The sequence below is a fragment of the Carnobacterium sp. genome (assembly GCF_045617425.1).
Classification (GTDB): Bacteria; Bacillota; Bacilli; order Lactobacillales; family Carnobacteriaceae; genus Carnobacterium_B.
The window spans coordinates 25,432-41,540 of the sequence record NZ_JAZLIO010000001.1; the positions used below are offsets into that span (position 1 = coordinate 25,432).

The following is a 16,109-nucleotide window of genomic DNA, read 5'->3' on the forward strand; positions in this document are numbered from 1 at the left end:
ATGATAGATAGGGTCTAGTAATTATATGAAATTTTGGAGGATATAAACTTAATGGTAGAACTTATGGGAATGTTATTTGGTATATATATTATAGTGTTTGGTATGCTAATCTTAAAAAGTTATTTAGATTTTAATAATTCAGATTATCAACTTGCAAGCAATCACACATTTTGGCAAACTTTTTTCAATAAAGGAAATATGGGTGAATACAATATCTATCGTACTCTTGAAAAAATAAAAGGGACAAAACTAATATTAACGAATCTTTATATTCCTAAAGAAGATGGTAGTACGACTGAAATTGATTTAGTAATGATTACAAAGTTTGGTTTTTTCGTTGTAGAATCAAAGAATTATAGTGGATGGATATTTGGCGATGAAAAGTACCGTAATTGGACGCAAACTTTTCCAAATAAAAAGAAATTCAAATTTTTCAACCCTATTTGGCAAAATAAAGGACATGTTAAAGCATTAAAAGAAGTTTTGAATATTACTGATGAAACATTGATGCAGTCTTACATCGTTTTCAGCAATAATTGTGAATTAAAGAAAATTACAGTAACTAGTCCTAATGTCTCTGTTATCAAACGAAATCAAATGAGAAATAGAGTGAAAAGAGACTTAAGAAATCTTGCACCTAAAATAACTTCAGAGGATATAAAATTCTATTTTCAAATACTTAAACCTTTTATGCATGTTGATGACAAAATAAAGCAATTACATATCGAAAGTATTCAAGAAAAACTAGGTCAATTTAAAAATTAAGTTTATAAAGGATAGAGGTTTAAAAAAAGTATATCCAAATGATAGAAAGTGGACCAAAAACTTATAATAGTATCCTATTTGTCCAAAATAGTAAGTATATGTCTTTAATTTAGCTTGTTCTTGAGTGTTCTATTCGTTCAGGTGCTAAAGGTGTGATATGATTTAAATAAAGACAGAAATTTTGGAGGAAAGAAAATGGAATTGACACTTTATCGTAAAATTCATGTAAAAACACCAGATGAGAAAGTAATTACTTTGCAAAAACCTTTTGAATCTTCTACTATTCCTCAAAAAGGAGATTTTATTAAAGATTCTATGTTTGTGGACCCTGATGAAATTGAGGTAATATCAGTAGATAAAAATGAAGCAGATCAAAAGGTAGCTATCCATTTAAGACCAATAGAAATGAACTACGCTACAGACGAACACAATCAAAATATGGTCAATGCTTATAAGGTAAATGGTTGGACAAGCGATAGCTACTAAAAATATAAAATGAAGCGTAAATAATGGAAAACACTAATTCCTAGCATCGTTAAACCCGTATCTTAAAAATGAGATACGGTTTTTTTTTTTCCGGAAATAATTATCTAGCATGATAAAAGTTGCATCTCTTTCTAAATGTGTATACAATTAAAAAAGTATTAAAAATTTTTTAGTAAAGATAGGTGGATTTATGGAAATTATTAAATTGATTGGGATTTTAATTATTGTTGTCGGTTTTGTTTTTAAATTTGATACTATTGCAGTTGTTTTGCTTGCAGCATTAGCTACCGCTTTAGTTTCAGGGATTTCATTTGTGGATTTCTTAGCATTACTGGGAGAAGCATTTGTTTCTAACCGACTAGTAACATTATTTTTACTTACATTGCCTATGATTGGTTTAACAGAACGGTTTGGGTTGCGTCAACAAGCTGTAAAGTTGATTGAGAAGATGAAAGGACTGACGCCAGGTCGATTTTTGTCATTATATATGTTTATTCGTGAATTGGCAGGATTCTTTTCTGTTCGTGTTCAAGGCCAGACACAATTTATTCGTCCATTAGTTGAACCGATGACTCAAGCAGCAGCTAAAACAAAGTATGGAGAAATTAGTGATGAAGATATCGAACGTCTTAAAGCACGTTCGGCAGCTACAGATAATTACGGCAATTTTTTTGCTCAAAATACATTTATCGCGGCAGCTGGTGTTTTGTTAATTGCTGGAACAATGGAATCCTTAGGCTATGATGTTTCAGCTGTAGCTATTGCTCAAGCTTCTATTCCAATTGCTCTGATTATGTTGATTATGGTAGCTGGATCCAACGTTTTATTTGATCGAAAATTGCAAAAAAAATATGGGAATAAAACCAATTTGTTGTCACAAAAGGAGGAAAAATAATAAATGGAGGTCATTGTAAGTAATATATTAGAATTTTTCTTTATTTTAATTGGTTTATTATTGATTTACACAGCTAGTAAAGTTTTTCAAGATGCAAATCATCCAACACGATTAGGGACAGCGTTATTCTGGTTTTTATTAGGAATCGTATTTGCTTTTGGAAATTTTATACCAAACATGGTTAATGGACTATTGCTTATGGGAATGGGAATATTAACATTATTTAAACAAGTACGTCTAGGAGAAGTTAAAACGGTGGATGAAGATAAAGCTTTAGAAGCTAGTAATCGCTTAGGGAATAAAATTTTTATTCCTGTGATTACTTTAGCGGTAGTAGCTGTGCCTATTGCGCAATTTACACCTCTTGGAGGACAAGTAGGTATCGGTATTGGAGCAGTTGTTTCGCTACTTATTGCCATATATCTCACTAAGTCAAAACCGTTAATGGTTTTGGATGAAGGAGATCGCATGATCCAGCAAGTAGGAACCACTGGTGTGTTGCCACAATTACTAGCTGCTTTAGGGGTTATATTTACAGCAGCTGGTGTAGGGGATGTCATTGCAAGTGGAGTTTCAACCTTTATACCAGAAGGTAACCGTTTATTGGGAGTTAGTGCATATGTACTAGGAATGGTTATTTTCACAATGATCATGGGAAATGGTTTTGCTGCATTTACGGTCATTACAGCTGGGATAGGAATTCCTTTTGTTATTGCACAAGGAGGTGACCCTGTAATTGCAGGAGCTTTAGCAATGACAGCTGGTTTCTGTGGCACGTTATTAACGCCAATGGCTGCTAATTTCAATGCTTTACCAGCCGCGTTGTTGGAAATGAAAAATTTGAATGGCGTTATTAAAGAACAAGCACCACTTGCTATAAGTATGATCGTGATACATATTGCATTAATGTACTTCTGGGCATTTTAAATAAAAAAATCGCTAATTTTGCTATATGAAATCAATTGTGTTAAATTATTATAATCATTGGAGCAAATGAGAGGAGCAGAATAAAATATGAAAATTTTAGTAACAGGATTTGACCCATTTGGTGGAGAAAAAATCAATCCAGCTCTAGAAGCTGTCAAAGGTTTAGCAGACACCATTAAAGGTGCAGAAATAAAAAAATTAGAAATTCCAACAGTATTTGGAAAAGCAGCTGAAGCGGTTAACGCAGCTATTAAAGAATTTCAACCAGACGTGGTCTTAAATATTGGACAAGCTGGGGGAAGATTTGCATTAACTCCAGAACGAGTGGCAATCAATGTAGACGATGCAAGGATACCAGATAATGAAGGCAACCAGCCAATTGATGAAGCAATCCAGCAGCAAGGAAAAGCTGCTTATTTTACTCAGTTACCAGTTAAAGCAATGGTAACAGCAATTAAAGCAGCTGGTCTACCAGGAGCTGTTTCAAACACAGCAGGAACATTTGTCTGCAATCATATTATGTATCAAGTTCAGTATTTGATTGATACTCAATATCCAGCTATTAAAGGAGGATTTATCCATGTCCCTTTTATTCCTGAACAGGTAGTAGATAAAGCGAATCAACCTTTTATGAATTTAACAGATATGACGAAAGGATTGACAGCTGCAATTGAAGCAATTGTTGATTTTGAAGGCAAAGAAGATTTAAAAGAAATTGGAGGTGCGATTCACTAAGATGCAGCTTGATGATATCCTTCCAGTTTTTGTTTATGGTAGTTTAAGAGCTGGTGAATTTAATTATAAACGTTATCTAGATGGTAATGTACTCAGTTCTATTCCGAACCGTGCTCGTATAAGAGGTAGTCTTTATGATATGCCTTATAAAGGATATCCTGCTCTTTTGGTTGAAAAAATTAATACAGAATGGGTATATGGTGAAATTTTTGAACTATTGAACTTTGAATCGACATTATCAAATTTAGATGCCTTGGAAGGCTACATTGGAATAGATCATCCGGATAACGAATATGAACGCAGAGTAGAGATGGTTGAAGTATGGCAAGAACAGTCTAAAACATTTGTAGCTCAAAAAGCTTTTGTTTATCTGTATCGAATGGAAAATGATTCATTATTTTATAAACAAACGGAGTTAATGACAGATGGTATTTGGAGACCGAGAGAAATTAGTGAAAACTTAACCTAACAAAAACTACTATTAAATACCAGAGGTACCGCTAAGAGAGACATATTCTTTCTAGCGGTACCTTTTTTTAATCGTAAAGTATTCGTTACTAGCTTATACACACAAAATTAAGAAGATAATCTGGTTAAAAGCGATTGACCCCGTGACTTTCTATCCCTTCTTTATCAGACTCCAGTAGAACCTCGGCGCAAATTTTCGCATCGGTTTCTGTTACACCGTAACCCATAAAAGCTTTTTCAACAAACTTAGTCAAAAAAAAGAAATTGGTGCCCTATCAATGGAGCATCCAACTTCTATCCAACGTTAGTTTCGTGAATTACATTACTTTAATACAATTTAATTTCTTTTTTTTCGAGAACGTTGGGGGCTTGTGAAATTGGCATGTTGGAAAGAGCGAATTGCAAGTATCATGAATAGTACACCACAAAGAAAGACAATTAATCCACTCATCAGAGGTGTGAGGATAAAGCCGTTTATATCAAGTGCGATACCAATGTTAACCATTTCTGCATTAGTCATCGTTTCTTCTAGGACGATGCCACGAAAGAACATAGTTGTATAGGTCATTGGATTTAAGTAACTGATATATTGAAGAAACCATGGAAATATAGAGATTGGAAGATAAGCACCAGATAAGAAAATTAATGGAATAACGACTGCTTGTTCAACTACTTGGTAGGTTTGGAAATTTTTGACTGTTACTGCAAGTAAAATGCCAAGGGTTGAGTAGACAAAACTGACCATCACCATTGAAAAGAAAACTAAGATTATAGTGTGCCATTCTTCAAATCCAAGATATGTAAACATACTAATCAAATAGATTAGAAAACCTTGAACAGTGGCTATAGTGGATCCAGTTAATATGTGTCCCATTATGACTTGTAAGCGACTGATAGGGCTCGCTAAAATTTCTTTTAAAAATCCAGAACCTATGTCATCAATGACAGCAGATGCGACATTCAAAGAAGTATTGAAAACTGTAGCAATTGAAACGCCTGCAATCAAATAGCTTAAAGAGTAAGAGGCAAATTGGTTTTTGAATATGGACGATAAGACATAGATAAAGGCAAAGGGAGTGAGGGTAATGACCAAAAGACGAATATTGTCTCGTGTATAATCTCGTAAATTCCGAATAAACAAGGAATAAATAACACTCATGTTGCATTCCCACCTTCTCGGATCTCTTTACCTGTAATGTTCAAGAAAACATCATTTAAATTTCCTTTTAAAATCTCAATGTCTAAAATATCTTCTTGAAGGAGACTGATAAATTTTAGGAATTTTGATAGATTTTCTATCTCTACAAAAAAATAAGAGTCTTCTAATACATAATCCAAGTTTTCTTGAAGCAATAAACGCTGAGCTTTTTCTAAATCTTTTACTTTTAAACTAGCTTTGGATTGAGTATAAGTCTTTTTTAGGTATTGAGGACTAGCGTGGACCTTGATTTGTGCATGGTCCATAATAGCTATCTTGTCACAAACTTCAGCTTCATCAATGTAATGAGTTGTTAGGAAAATTGTTAAATCTCTTTCTTTTTGGAGACGAAGAAGGTAATCCCAAATTCGATTTCTTGTATGCGGGTCCAATCCAGTGGTCGGTTCATCTAAAAAAAGAACTTTTGGATCATGTAAAAGAGCACGAGCGATTTCCACACGGCGTTTCATACCGCCTGATAGTTGTGAAACGAATTGATCTCGACTATCGGATAAATCAATAAGTGCCAATATGTTATGGATGCGCTCAGTTATTTCGTACTTGGGTACTCCGTAAAGGATACAGTGCAAGGTTAGATTCTCTGATATAGTCATTTTTTGATCAAGTGTTGATTCTTGAAAAACGATTCCAATAGATTTACGAACAGCATTTTTTTGAGAAGAAACATCCTTTCCATCTATCAATAACGTACCTGAAGTTTTTTCGATCATGGTACAAAGTGTATTGATGGTGGTGCTTTTACCTGCGCCATTTGTTCCTAAAAAAGCAAATGTGCTGCCTCGTTCGACTTCAAATGAAATATTATCTACTGCACAAAAATTACCGTAAATCTTAGAAAAATTTTTAACTTCTATGATAGATTCCATAACGTTTCACCCATTCTGATTTCTATTTTATAATCTTGTAAAGAGGAAAGAGAGATGGCTATATTACACTTTAATATTATTATAGTATAAACATCTAAAAAACGCGGTTGATAACTCTTATTCTAAGGAAGGTTCTTGTTTTACATTGTTTAAGATGAATCTGTAAACCAAGAAAATAAAAAAAAGCTGCCAAGAGATTTAATCTCTTGGCAGCTTTTTGACAACTACATTAAGTTAGTGTGATGTTAAAAGTTCGCTTTGTATTTCCTTAACAGGGTAATTTGAATAAAGATTTAAAAAGTTTTCCGGATCTTTTATTACTAACTCTTTTAAGGTGTGTTTATTTAAACTATCAAAAATACGAATGGCTCGTTCAATGAGACCTGTCGCAGATGTGTCGCCAATTTTTTTCATGCAGACTTCTTTGCGAATCAATGCAGTCGCCAGCATAACCGCGTAATCCATTTTAGCACTTTCAGTTTCCATTTGCTTGATGTAAAACAATGCTTTTTCGTATTTTTGATCCATCATTAGCAGATTTGTTAAATGCAGTAAGAAACTGATTTTTAAATTCGTCGCTTCTTCAAGATGATGGTATTGAGTTAAAGTTTCAAGAGCTCTTTCTGTGAGTAGAGCAGCAGTATCACTGTCGAATAAATACAAAATGCTATTGATGATGTGCAGCTCAGCTAAGTACCATTTGTCTAGATTTTCCATTCTATCCCAAACTTCTTGAGCGTAATTTTTTGCTTTAGCTAAATCATGTTCTTCAAGCAACACGGCATAGCCACGACAAACATTTAAAATATCGAGAGTCAATTGATCATAGCGTTTTTGGACCAATGTTTCGCCTTTTTCAATGATTTCATAGACTAATTCAAGCGTTGGATTTTTTTCTAATTGTTTAAACAAATACAGGATTGTTTCTTTCTGTCCTAATTCAAAGTCATTTAATAGGTAGATGAATTCTTCGTGAGACATATCCATATGATCCAAAATAGAGAGATATTTGGAAAGGGTGGGAGTGATATCATCATTCTCAAATTTTGTATACGTTGAACGAGCCATCATATGATCTGAAATTTCTTTTTGTGTATAACCTTTGTTTTCTCTGATTTTTTTTAATGTTGACCCAATGGGAACATTTATGTCAGACATTTGACAACCTCCTAGAAATAAGTCCAGTTATTATTGTAACGTTTTGTGGCAAAGCAGTGTATAGTCGTTATACTTGATTCAAAGAAATTAGTTTAACCAGGAAAGAAAAAGCGTTTAAATTAACAATAAAGACGTTTACTACCTGCACAGAGGAAGAAGGAATGACGTATCACAAATAAAGAATATTTAACTATACCAACAAATCTTCCACAAGTGCAGTATTTCTATGTGATTTATGGAAAATACCAAACCATTAAACTTGATGTAGAAGAGTCGGATGTTTTGATAAATGCCGATGGGGTCTTGGATTGTCCAATAGATACTGTATTACGTAAAAATGAGTACACCTTTAATGATTTAAATAGCTGGATGGCTAAGGAAATTCAATTTATTGTTGAACACGATGGCAGTGAAAGTATTATCAATACTATTCATCTAAATGTGAACCTCTAAACGATTTCAAATTATTTTAGCATAAAAACCGATTATAAAAGATTAAAAATTCATAAAAAGTGTAGTAAAGCGGATTAATTATGTACAAAATATGGCAAATGAAAAAGCTCATTAACTTCTGCATAAAAAGGAATGATTATTTTAAAGGAAATCATTTGTTTTACCATTCCGTTATGAATAAACGGAATAAATATTCATAACTAACTTGAGAGATGAATCTCAAATTAGTGAAAACGGCTATTAAACAATTCTGTTAAAACTGAGAGAACCGATCTCAGTTTTTTTTGTCTATTTGGTGTCAATTGCTGTAAAAAGATTGATTAACTGGTAGATTACGTTAAACTAGCTAAGGAACCATTAGATTACATAGAGAATGGAAGATATAGTAAAAATGATATTAAGATGTGTACGTTTTTTGCTGATAGTGAGCATTCTGCTACTTATTAATTTTGAAAGCCAATCTGTTTTGGCAGCAACAACCAATGAGACAGAACCAAGTGAAGTAGTAGAAAGTGCTCCATCAAATGAAATCAACGAACCTGTTGAAACCCAAAAACCTATTCCAGAGAATAAGATAATTGTGAGTGATCAGGTTTCCATTGAACCAAAAACAGCTCATGCTGGTGAGCAACGATCATTCAATTTGACAATGCCAGAAGAACTAAGTTTCGAAACGATTGTTTTAAGTTATTTAGCTGGCGAAACCAAGAGAGAAACAACTGTTGTATTAACTTATGATGCTGAGTTAAAGCAGTATGTAGGGCAATTGGAGACGACTAAAGAGACAGCTATAGGACAGTGGTTATTGACAAAAGCAGTTGGAATTGATGGAAATGAAGTCTCAAGTGTATTGGAAACGAGAAATTTGATAAACGAAGATACAGAACTAAAATCAGGCGATTTTGAAGTACTTGCACACCCAGCTTCTTTAGTTGATCTTATGTCGATTAAAGTTGAACCTAAAGCTGTTAAAGTGGGCGAAAAGCTTCAGTTTAGGTTGCATTCAGTTGGAAATGAACGGTTGACAAATGGAACAGTCGTTTATCGCTCGCTGTCTAAAGACGGAAAATTAATAGATCAACAGCTGCTGCTCTCTTTAACATTTAATGAAGCAACAAAAGCCTATGAAGGAGAATTAGCTTCTATTACTAATGAGTTAATGGGCGAATGGGTAATCGATCACCTGAGAGCTAGTGATGAAGAAGGCAATCCCTTTACCTTATATAACCAATTTGTCATTGGATTAGATAAAGAACAGTTACAAAAACAAATTGATGAACTAAACAAACAACTACTAGCACAACAAACAGCAGCAGAGATAGAAGACACAGACTTACAAGAAAGTAGAGACGCATTGTTAGAAAAAATCCAACAACTGGAAACAAGGATAGAAGAAAAAGAAAAATTACTTCAATCCGATCTTTCGATGGGGAATTTTACGATAGAAGAACAGCTGATAGAAGAAGAACAGGACATAGTGGACGAAGAGACACCTATATTAGAAGAAGAAAGCAGTACCTCAGAAAAAGAAGCAGAGGCAAGTTTAGAAGAGTCTAAAATGGAAGTTAGTAAAGAAGAACTGACAACTGAGTTAATAGATAAACAAAAAGAGAGAATAGTGACCAGCTCTAAAAATGAAAATCAAGATTCAACCAAAGAGTCTGTTCAAGTGACGGAGACATCTTCAAATCCAGAAGAATTTGTAACGAACGAAAAAAATGAAACAACCGCATTTTCGAAAAGTTCCTTTTTTATTGTGTTGGCTGCTTTTCTCATTATTAATGGCTTTATATTTAAATTTTAAAAATGTATCGATAGCTTTCAAAGTCTCCTTAATAAGTGAGTTTGGAGGCTTTTTTGTCTAGTTTGGTTTCTTGTCGGTTTTACAAGTAGGTCTTATGCTATAAGAGTACAAGGCCTTGTAACACCACAATAAAGGATTTGAGCCAAATGATAAGGAAACTAAGTGAAGAAATGGAAAAATCTTTTTTTGATCAGCATTCAGGAATCGTCCATGGGGTATTGAAGAAATTAGGTGTGAGTCGCAATCATTCAGACTACGATGATTTTGTGCAGCAAGGCTTGTTGAAATTAGTAGAAGCGTACGAAACGTTTCCAAAAGATTTAGAGCAGGCCGAATATCTGTATCAATTTACTGGTTTTGCATACACTAAGGTTCGCTGGAAAATGTTGGACTTGTTAAGGAAACAACAACGGAAATGGGAAAGTGAAATGCCTTGGCCAGAGGACTTGGTTAAACGGCAGCCAGACACTCAATTGCCTTTTGAACAAGCGTATCAAGATGTGGATTTATTGAAAGAAATGCTACCATTGCTTACTAAAAACGAACAAGCTTATTTATTAGACACGGTAGTCACTTGTTTATCGGTTACAGAGATTGCTAAAAAGCAAGGAGTGAGTCGGAAAACAGTCTATCAATGGAAAAAAAGAGTGGCAGAAAAGTTAGCGCATTTTTTGTTTGTCTTGAAAGACTAACAGAACGTTGGTTGATAAAACGGACAGCATATGCGAATCAAAAATACTCGCATATGCTGTCCATTTTAGTCATGGAAATAGGTTGGTTTAAACTTTAAACTAAGAGAGAAATCTTCTCTAATTTCATCAATATACGGATTCCCTTCTCCGAGAATCGTTTCCAGCGATTCACTTGTGCGATAGATGGTTAAATAATTGATAAGTGATTCTATTGGAGAAAGTACGGATAGGAAAGTAGAAGCTTTTACACGCCTTTGTACAATATTTAACTCATCCGTAAAACAAGGTGTGTGGGTAAAGTGTAAAAGTCCCACAATTTCATCAATCGCATTTTGCTGAAGAAAAGAAAGTTTTGCTGATCGCTCTACTTGTTCATTAAAGCTGCGAGCTGAGATTAAAAGCTTCAATTCATGGCCGTCTCGGAAATGTAGATGCATACTATTTCCCTTTTTATCTTCAACAGCATCAAGCGCATGATGGAGCCCATACCAGCTGGTAGAATCGTTGGATGAACCTGTCTCAGGTACAAATATTTGATAGCCTGAGACAAACGGGCAGCGGTGATGAAACCCTAAACTTTTACCAATTGATTGAATGGTTTGGTAATTTAGCGGACGTTTACTGAAGTAACGGTTCATAATGGTACGAGAATGTTCCTTTGTTTTTAAAGGTGGAGTTCCTAACTGGAAAACAATAGTATTAAACAAAGTGTCTTTGACATCACGGATATCTTTTATGTAATAGGTGTTTTCATTTAATAAAATATGAGAGTGTTCAAAACTCATGGCTAACAAAGCTGAAAGAGTCGTGTCTGTAATCAACAAAGGCTTAATCGGTATTCGAGTAAATGACGTTTCATAATAATAATGTGAGTCGCTATTTTCGTTTTGAAGAGGCGTATAGTCAGTTGTCGCTATTCTTTTATTAAACTGATAATAAGTCGTTCTCAAATTATTATAATATTCTTTGTGCTGATCACAGTCAAAATCTTCTTTCATCCTGCTGGCCCCATTTCATGTATCAATTTGATGAAAATATAATATGATTTAATTGTAAACGTTATCATATCAAGTGACATTAACTAATCAACTATTCTAATTAAATTATAACTGTTTTTTAATTGTATTACTTTAGTTAAAGATGACGAAGCTGTAACGCAATTCGTTGAATACTACCAAACAAACGAGATTAAGCAGTTTATTGAAGTGAGTTCAAAGGGGCTCTTGTTCCCGCATGGTAAGAAGCTAGTTTCTTTAGCGTTGCTACTTAAATTTGGTTAATTCATTTAAAATACTATTTTGAGTTAACAAAACTAGGGCTCGTTACAGCGACTCAATTGAGAAATAGGTTTGAGTTAACCAAACCAGGGCTCGTTACAGCGACTCAAACGAGAAATGGGTTTGAGTAAGTTAAACTAAGGCTCATTGCATCGACTCAAACGGGAAATGTATTTGAGTTAACCGAACTAGAATTCAAAGGGTTTACTCAAAGAGATCCTACTTTAAGTCGGCCAATCGCATCTTAATTTGCTAAAATGATTAATTAAAATAGCGTGATTTAAAGATGAGGAGATGACAGTCAAGATGCTTTTACAATTATTTTTTTCAAGCGTATACTGAATTAAAGAGATGAGGAGGTGTACTCATGCAAAAAATTGTTACGCATCTTTGGTATGATAAAGAGGCTCTTGAAGCAGCTGAATTTTATACAAATTTATTTGATCATTCTTCTATTGATAGTGTGGTAACTCTTAATGACACTCCTTCTGGATCTGCAGAGAGCATCGTGTTCACTTTAGCTGATCAAAGTTTTATGTCCATTTCAGCTGGTCCAATATTTAAGTTGAACCCATCTGTTTCTTTGCAAGTCGTTTGTAAAACTTTAGCTGAAGTAGATCATTTATGGAAACAGTTATCCAAGGGAGGTTCTATAATGATGCCGCTTGATGCTTATCCATTTAGTGAAAAATACGGCTGGACAGAGGATAAGTATGGTCTCTCTTGGCAAATTATGTATTTGCCCGATCAATTGATTGCGCAAAAAATCACGCCAACTATGTTATTTACAAATGAACAGTATGGCAAAGCAAAAGAGGCAATAGAGTTTTATAACTCAGTCTTTACTAATGCTGCCATTGACGGGTTGAGTTATTATGGTGAAGATGATGAACAAGGTCAAGGTGGAAAGTTGATGTATGGAGCGTTTAATTTGGAAGGTCAAAACTTTGTAGCAATGGATAGTGCCATTGCACATGGATTTAAATTTTCTGAAGCTATTTCTTTTCTAGTCAACTGCGATACGCAAGATGAAATTGATTATTTTTGGGAAAAACTATCTTTTGTGCCGGAAGCTGAGCAATGTGGCTGGTTGAAAGACAAGTTCGGATTCTCATGGCAAATTTCGCCTACAATCATGAATGACATGATGAATACAAAAGATCGTGTACAGTTGGATCGTGTGACGCAAGCGTTCCTTCCAATGAAAAAAATGAATATTGCCGAATTGAAAAAAGCTTATGAAGGATAATAATCAAACTCCAATCTTATAAAATGATTGGAGTTTTTGTTAAAGGAGATGGTAGGATGAGACGGATTATTATGAACTTAGCAATGAGTTTAGATGGATTTATCGCCAATGAAGATGGTAGTTTTGAATGGATCAAAGGTTATGAAGACAATACATTAAATACAGACAATCAATACAATTATGAAACATTGTTAGAAGATATTGATATCGTTGTAATGGGGAAAAGGTGTTATGAACAAGATATGCACCTGGAATTCAAAACGAAAACAGTCTATGTAGCTACTCATTCGACGATCACTGATTATGATAATATTAAATTTTGTGGCGAAGACATCATTGAAGTCATCAAAGAAGAGCAATTAAAGCCCGGTAAAGATATTATGCTTTTTGGTGGCGGCAATCTCATCAATACCTTTTTACAAGCAGATTGTATTGATGAGTACATTATTGGGTTGATCCCAGTAATTTTAGGAGCAGGGCGTCCACTGTTTTATGGTGGACATCCACCAATTGATTTAGAGTTAGAAGAATATATAGTGGATAATGGAATCGTTATTTTAAGGTATGTGAACAGATAATGAGTATTGGCGATAGGTATTCAATTGAATGCCTATTTTTTGTAAAGAGAGTTGAGTAATAATGTTAGGACTGACGGGAATGGACGAATAATCACAAAAAGTGGTTTATTCGTCCATTAATCAAAAAAACTAAACAAATAAGTAGTAATGATAGTCCAAATTAAATAAATAATTTAGGAAAACCGAAAGAAAACGATTGCAAAAATTTCCAAGAGATGGTAAGATTCATGTGTAATCGGTTCCACAAAAACTTTTTAATAGAGCGAGGGATATCATGACAACGATAAAGGAAGTCGCAAAATTAGCAGGTGTATCGGTAGCTACTGTATCTAGAGCATTAAACAATAGTGGTTATGTCAGTGAAGACGCTCGAAAAAAAGTGGAGGCAGCCGTAAAAGAATTGAACTTTTACCCTAATGAGGTAGCAAGATCTCTCTATCAAAAAAAATCAAAACTGATTGGCTTACTGTTGCCAGACATCGCAAATCCTTTTTTCCCTTTAATCGCCAAAGGAGTAGAAGACGGTGTAAACCAACGAGGCTATAGCTTGTTATTAGGAAATGTGGAAGAGGATCTTGAAAAAGAAAAAGAGTACTTGAAAATTTTTTCGCAAAATAACATTGCTGGAGTCATTTCAGCGGTTCAAGGCAATATGAAAGATTTTCAACAGATGCCATTTGTTTTATTAGACCGAGTGAAAAGCGACCATGATTTTGCTGTTCATTCAGATGATTACACAGGTGGAATGATGGCTGCTGAAGCAATCGTAGCCAGAAGTCCAAAAGAAATCGTCATTATGGTGGGTCCAAAAGAAGTGCCCAGTTCTGCTGTTCGATTAGCCGGAAACCAAAAAGTATTGCAAGAAAATCACATAGACTATCAAGTGTTCCAAACGACTAGTTTTCAGTTAGAAGAAGCAGAGGAAACGGCAGAACAGTTTTTTGAAAAATTTCCTCATGCAGACAGCGTGATTGCTTCAAATGATGTTTATGCAATGGCCGTTATGAAAGAAGCACTTAAAAGAGGTCGTCGCATTCCAGAAGATTTTCAAATCATTGGCTATGATGATATGCCATTTAGTAAAATGGTTTATCCAGGATTAGCAACAATCGCTCAACCGGCTTATGAAATCGGGTATAAAGGTGCAGAACTCTTGTGTGACATTATTGAAAAAGGATTTGTTGAAAATAGCCGTATTCAATTGCCTGTAACGGTAAAAATTAGAGAATCAGTTAGAAAGAAGGATGAACATGAGTAAAATAACCGTAATTGGTAGTATATCTACAGATTTTGTAGTGACAGCCGATATAAGACCTGAAGTCGGAGAAACCATTACCGGCAATGATTTCAGCACAACATTTGGTGGGAAAGGAGCCAATCAAGCAGTTGCAAGTGCTCGATTAGGAGGTGACGTTTATATGGCTGGAACAGTTGGAAAGGATTTGTTCGGAAAAGAACTGATTCAGAACCTGACAGTTAATAACATTCATGTAGACTATGTGGAACCCGTTACATATCTTCCATCTGGATCGGCTCATATCACAATTGTAGATGGAGACAATTGCATTGTTTATGTTCCAGGAGCGAATAATGCGATTGATACAAACAGAATTGAGAAATTAAATGAGCTGATTCAAACAAGCGACATCGTGGTTGTACAAAATGAATTGCCGCAAGAAGTTGTTGAAAAAATTATTGAGGATTGTTTTACTCAAAATATTGAAGTCATCTACAACCCGGCTCCTGCTAGATTTGTTAGCCAAAGCATTTTAGAAAAGGCTACTTATCTGACACCAAACGAAAGTGAGTTCAAGTTGTTATTTCCGAATTTGACCTTGTCTGAAGGATTAGCTCATTACCCAAATCAATTGATTGTGACGATGGGGTCTAAAGGTGTTTATTATCATGATGGAATAAGTGAGAAGCACGTTTCTTCTTACTCAGTGGATCCAATAGATACAACAGGCGCAGGAGACACCTTTAACGGAGCATTTGCTGTAGCCCTTACGTCTGGTTTAGATATGGATTCCAGTATTCGTTTTGGAAACTTAGCTGCTTCCTTATCAATTCAAAAATTTGGCGCTCAAGGCGGAATGCCTACACTAGCAGAAATGAAAGAGAGTGAGAATTATGAAAAAGCATGGAATATTAAATAGTGACATAGCAAAAGTCTTATCCGATTTAGGCCATACAGATAAAATCGCAATCGGAGATGCAGGGTTACCTGTACCAAATGGTGTGAAAAAAATTGATTTAGCTTTAACGTTAGCTGAACCATCATTTCTATCAGTTTTAAAAGTTGTTTTAAGCGATATGAAAGTTGAAAAAGTGGTTTTAGCTGAGGAAATCAAAGAACAAAATACCACACAGTTAAGGGATATAAAAGCAACATTAATAGATGGTGAACAAATAAGCTATGTAAGTCATGAAGCATTTAAAGAACAGTTGCAAGATGTAAAAGTTGTTATACGAACAGGAGAAGCAACACCTTATTCCAACATCATATTGCAATCAGGTGTTTTATTTTAGGAGGTATG

The 16,109-nt window shown here is 34.6% G+C and carries 19 protein-coding genes; 14 read left to right on the forward strand and 5 right to left on the reverse strand.

All coding sequences use genetic code 11. The features are described 5' to 3' along the window. The first annotated feature begins 51 nt into the window (after nucleotides 1-51). The 6 genes from ACKI3H_RS00120 to ACKI3H_RS00145 all read left to right on the forward strand — a co-directional run bounded on the left by ACKI3H_RS00120 (nucleotide 52) and on the right by ACKI3H_RS00145 (nucleotide 4,277). Entirely contained in the window at nucleotides 52-765 is a 714-nt protein-coding gene (locus ACKI3H_RS00120) for a nuclease-related domain-containing protein (protein WP_407370263.1), read from the forward strand. A gap of 195 nt (nucleotides 766-960) precedes the next feature. After that, complete coding sequence (locus tag ACKI3H_RS00125) at nucleotides 961-1,251, forward strand: hypothetical protein (protein ID WP_407370264.1); 291 nt, start codon at nucleotides 961-963, stop codon at nucleotides 1,249-1,251. Between the two features lie 190 nt (nucleotides 1,252-1,441). Beyond that, complete coding sequence (locus ACKI3H_RS00130) at nucleotides 1,442-2,146, forward strand: DUF969 domain-containing protein (protein WP_407370265.1); 705 nt, start codon at nucleotides 1,442-1,444, stop codon at nucleotides 2,144-2,146. Nucleotides 2,147-2,149: 3 nt separating this feature from the next. Continuing rightward, nucleotides 2,150-3,073, forward strand: coding sequence for a DUF979 domain-containing protein (locus ACKI3H_RS00135; RefSeq protein WP_407370266.1), 924 nt, complete (start codon nucleotides 2,150-2,152; stop codon nucleotides 3,071-3,073). An 87-nt stretch (nucleotides 3,074-3,160) separates the two neighbouring features. Further along, nucleotides 3,161-3,808: a pyroglutamyl-peptidase I gene (gene pcp / locus ACKI3H_RS00140; protein WP_407370267.1), complete on the forward strand. Its 648-nt coding sequence runs from the start codon at nucleotides 3,161-3,163 to the stop codon at nucleotides 3,806-3,808. A 1-nt stretch (nucleotide 3,809) separates the two neighbouring features. After that, nucleotides 3,810-4,277: a gamma-glutamylcyclotransferase gene (locus ACKI3H_RS00145; RefSeq protein WP_407370268.1), complete on the forward strand. Its 468-nt coding sequence runs from the start codon at nucleotides 3,810-3,812 to the stop codon at nucleotides 4,275-4,277. Nucleotides 4,278-4,401: 124 nt separating this feature from the next. On the opposite strand, the gene ACKI3H_RS00150 is transcribed toward ACKI3H_RS00145, so the two are convergent. The 4 genes from ACKI3H_RS00150 to ACKI3H_RS00165 all read right to left on the reverse strand — a co-directional run bounded on the left by ACKI3H_RS00150 (nucleotide 4,402) and on the right by ACKI3H_RS00165 (nucleotide 7,519). Beyond that, nucleotides 4,402-4,530: an Ldh family oxidoreductase gene (locus ACKI3H_RS00150; RefSeq protein ID WP_407370270.1), complete on the reverse strand. Its 129-nt coding sequence runs from the start codon at nucleotides 4,528-4,530 to the stop codon at nucleotides 4,402-4,404. A gap of 83 nt (nucleotides 4,531-4,613) precedes the next feature. Beyond that, nucleotides 4,614-5,435: an ABC transporter permease gene (locus ACKI3H_RS00155; RefSeq protein ID WP_407370271.1), complete on the reverse strand. Its 822-nt coding sequence runs from the start codon at nucleotides 5,433-5,435 to the stop codon at nucleotides 4,614-4,616. Next, nucleotides 5,432-6,361, reverse strand: a complete 930-nt coding sequence (locus ACKI3H_RS00160) for an ABC transporter ATP-binding protein (RefSeq protein WP_407370272.1) — start codon at nucleotides 6,359-6,361, stop codon at nucleotides 5,432-5,434. Before ACKI3H_RS00160 ends, ACKI3H_RS00155 begins: the two co-directional genes overlap by 4 nt. Nucleotides 6,362-6,595: 234 nt before the next feature. Then, nucleotides 6,596-7,519 carry a helix-turn-helix domain-containing protein gene (locus tag ACKI3H_RS00165; RefSeq protein ID WP_407370273.1) on the reverse strand — a complete coding sequence of 308 codons (924 nt, stop codon included), beginning with the start codon at nucleotides 7,517-7,519 and terminating at the stop codon, nucleotides 6,596-6,598. Between the two features lie 228 nt (nucleotides 7,520-7,747). Here ACKI3H_RS00165 and ACKI3H_RS00170 point away from each other — a divergent pair, with 228 nt between their 5' ends. From ACKI3H_RS00170 to ACKI3H_RS00180, 3 genes are all read left to right on the forward strand, one after another. Beyond that, entirely contained in the window at nucleotides 7,748-7,972 is a 225-nt protein-coding gene (locus tag ACKI3H_RS00170) for a hypothetical protein (RefSeq protein ID WP_407370274.1), read from the forward strand. 391 nt (nucleotides 7,973-8,363) lie between these two features. After that, the gene (locus ACKI3H_RS00175; protein WP_407370275.1) at nucleotides 8,364-9,776 is read left to right on the forward strand and encodes a hypothetical protein; all 1,413 of its coding nucleotides are present in this window, start codon (nucleotides 8,364-8,366) and stop codon (nucleotides 9,774-9,776) included. A 146-nt stretch (nucleotides 9,777-9,922) separates the two neighbouring features. Next, nucleotides 9,923-10,468 (forward strand): sigma-70 family RNA polymerase sigma factor, encoded by a 546-nt coding sequence (locus ACKI3H_RS00180; protein WP_407370276.1) that lies wholly within the window; start codon nucleotides 9,923-9,925, stop codon nucleotides 10,466-10,468. Between the two features lie 65 nt (nucleotides 10,469-10,533). On the opposite strand, the gene ACKI3H_RS00185 is transcribed toward ACKI3H_RS00180, so the two are convergent. Beyond that, nucleotides 10,534-11,466 (reverse strand): competence protein ComK, encoded by a 933-nt coding sequence (locus ACKI3H_RS00185; RefSeq protein WP_407370277.1) that lies wholly within the window; start codon nucleotides 11,464-11,466, stop codon nucleotides 10,534-10,536. 646 nt (nucleotides 11,467-12,112) lie between these two features. Here ACKI3H_RS00185 and ACKI3H_RS00190 point away from each other — a divergent pair. From ACKI3H_RS00190 to rbsD, 5 genes are all read left to right on the forward strand, one after another. Further along, nucleotides 12,113-12,994: a VOC family protein gene (locus ACKI3H_RS00190; RefSeq protein ID WP_407370278.1), complete on the forward strand. Its 882-nt coding sequence runs from the start codon at nucleotides 12,113-12,115 to the stop codon at nucleotides 12,992-12,994. A 56-nt stretch (nucleotides 12,995-13,050) separates the two neighbouring features. Continuing rightward, nucleotides 13,051-13,572 (forward strand): dihydrofolate reductase family protein, encoded by a 522-nt coding sequence (locus ACKI3H_RS00195; RefSeq protein ID WP_407370279.1) that lies wholly within the window; start codon nucleotides 13,051-13,053, stop codon nucleotides 13,570-13,572. A gap of 274 nt (nucleotides 13,573-13,846) precedes the next feature. Then, nucleotides 13,847-14,830 (forward strand): LacI family DNA-binding transcriptional regulator, encoded by a 984-nt coding sequence (locus ACKI3H_RS00200; RefSeq protein ID WP_407370280.1) that lies wholly within the window; start codon nucleotides 13,847-13,849, stop codon nucleotides 14,828-14,830. Next, nucleotides 14,823-15,728, forward strand: a complete 906-nt coding sequence (rbsK, locus tag ACKI3H_RS00205) for a ribokinase (protein ID WP_407370281.1) — start codon at nucleotides 14,823-14,825, stop codon at nucleotides 15,726-15,728. Before ACKI3H_RS00200 ends, rbsK begins: the two co-directional genes overlap by 8 nt. Continuing rightward, nucleotides 15,703-16,101, forward strand: coding sequence for a D-ribose pyranase (gene rbsD, locus ACKI3H_RS00210; protein ID WP_407370283.1), 399 nt, complete (start codon nucleotides 15,703-15,705; stop codon nucleotides 16,099-16,101). Before rbsK ends, rbsD begins: the two co-directional genes overlap by 26 nt. The last annotated feature ends 8 nt before the right edge of the window (nucleotides 16,102-16,109 follow it).

What these genes read in the sequence shown, in the direction of transcription:
- ACKI3H_RS00120 (WP_407370263.1), top strand. Translation starts at nt 52, where the DNA reads ATGGTAGAACTTATGGGAATGTTATTTGGTATATATATTATAGTGTTT.
- ACKI3H_RS00125 (WP_407370264.1), top strand. Translation starts at nt 961, where the DNA reads ATGGAATTGACACTTTATCGTAAAATTCATGTAAAAACACCAGATGAG.
- ACKI3H_RS00130 (WP_407370265.1), top strand. Translation starts at nt 1,442, where the DNA reads ATGGAAATTATTAAATTGATTGGGATTTTAATTATTGTTGTCGGTTTT.
- ACKI3H_RS00135 (WP_407370266.1), top strand. Translation starts at nt 2,150, where the DNA reads ATGGAGGTCATTGTAAGTAATATATTAGAATTTTTCTTTATTTTAATT.
- pcp (WP_407370267.1), top strand. Translation starts at nt 3,161, where the DNA reads ATGAAAATTTTAGTAACAGGATTTGACCCATTTGGTGGAGAAAAAATC.
- ACKI3H_RS00145 (WP_407370268.1), top strand. Translation starts at nt 3,810, where the DNA reads ATGCAGCTTGATGATATCCTTCCAGTTTTTGTTTATGGTAGTTTAAGA.
- ACKI3H_RS00155 (WP_407370271.1), bottom strand. Translation starts at nt 5,435, where the DNA reads ATGAGTGTTATTTATTCCTTGTTTATTCGGAATTTACGAGATTATACA.
- ACKI3H_RS00160 (WP_407370272.1), bottom strand. Translation starts at nt 6,361, where the DNA reads ATGGAATCTATCATAGAAGTTAAAAATTTTTCTAAGATTTACGGTAAT.
- ACKI3H_RS00165 (WP_407370273.1), bottom strand. Translation starts at nt 7,519, where the DNA reads ATGTCTGACATAAATGTTCCCATTGGGTCAACATTAAAAAAAATCAGA.
- ACKI3H_RS00175 (WP_407370275.1), top strand. Translation starts at nt 8,364, where the DNA reads ATGATATTAAGATGTGTACGTTTTTTGCTGATAGTGAGCATTCTGCTA.
- ACKI3H_RS00180 (WP_407370276.1), top strand. Translation starts at nt 9,923, where the DNA reads ATGATAAGGAAACTAAGTGAAGAAATGGAAAAATCTTTTTTTGATCAG.
- ACKI3H_RS00185 (WP_407370277.1), bottom strand. Translation starts at nt 11,466, where the DNA reads ATGAAAGAAGATTTTGACTGTGATCAGCACAAAGAATATTATAATAAT.
- ACKI3H_RS00190 (WP_407370278.1), top strand. Translation starts at nt 12,113, where the DNA reads ATGCAAAAAATTGTTACGCATCTTTGGTATGATAAAGAGGCTCTTGAA.
- ACKI3H_RS00195 (WP_407370279.1), top strand. Translation starts at nt 13,051, where the DNA reads ATGAGACGGATTATTATGAACTTAGCAATGAGTTTAGATGGATTTATC.
- ACKI3H_RS00200 (WP_407370280.1), top strand. Translation starts at nt 13,847, where the DNA reads ATGACAACGATAAAGGAAGTCGCAAAATTAGCAGGTGTATCGGTAGCT.
- rbsK (WP_407370281.1), top strand. Translation starts at nt 14,823, where the DNA reads ATGAGTAAAATAACCGTAATTGGTAGTATATCTACAGATTTTGTAGTG.
- rbsD (WP_407370283.1), top strand. Translation starts at nt 15,703, where the DNA reads ATGAAAAAGCATGGAATATTAAATAGTGACATAGCAAAAGTCTTATCC.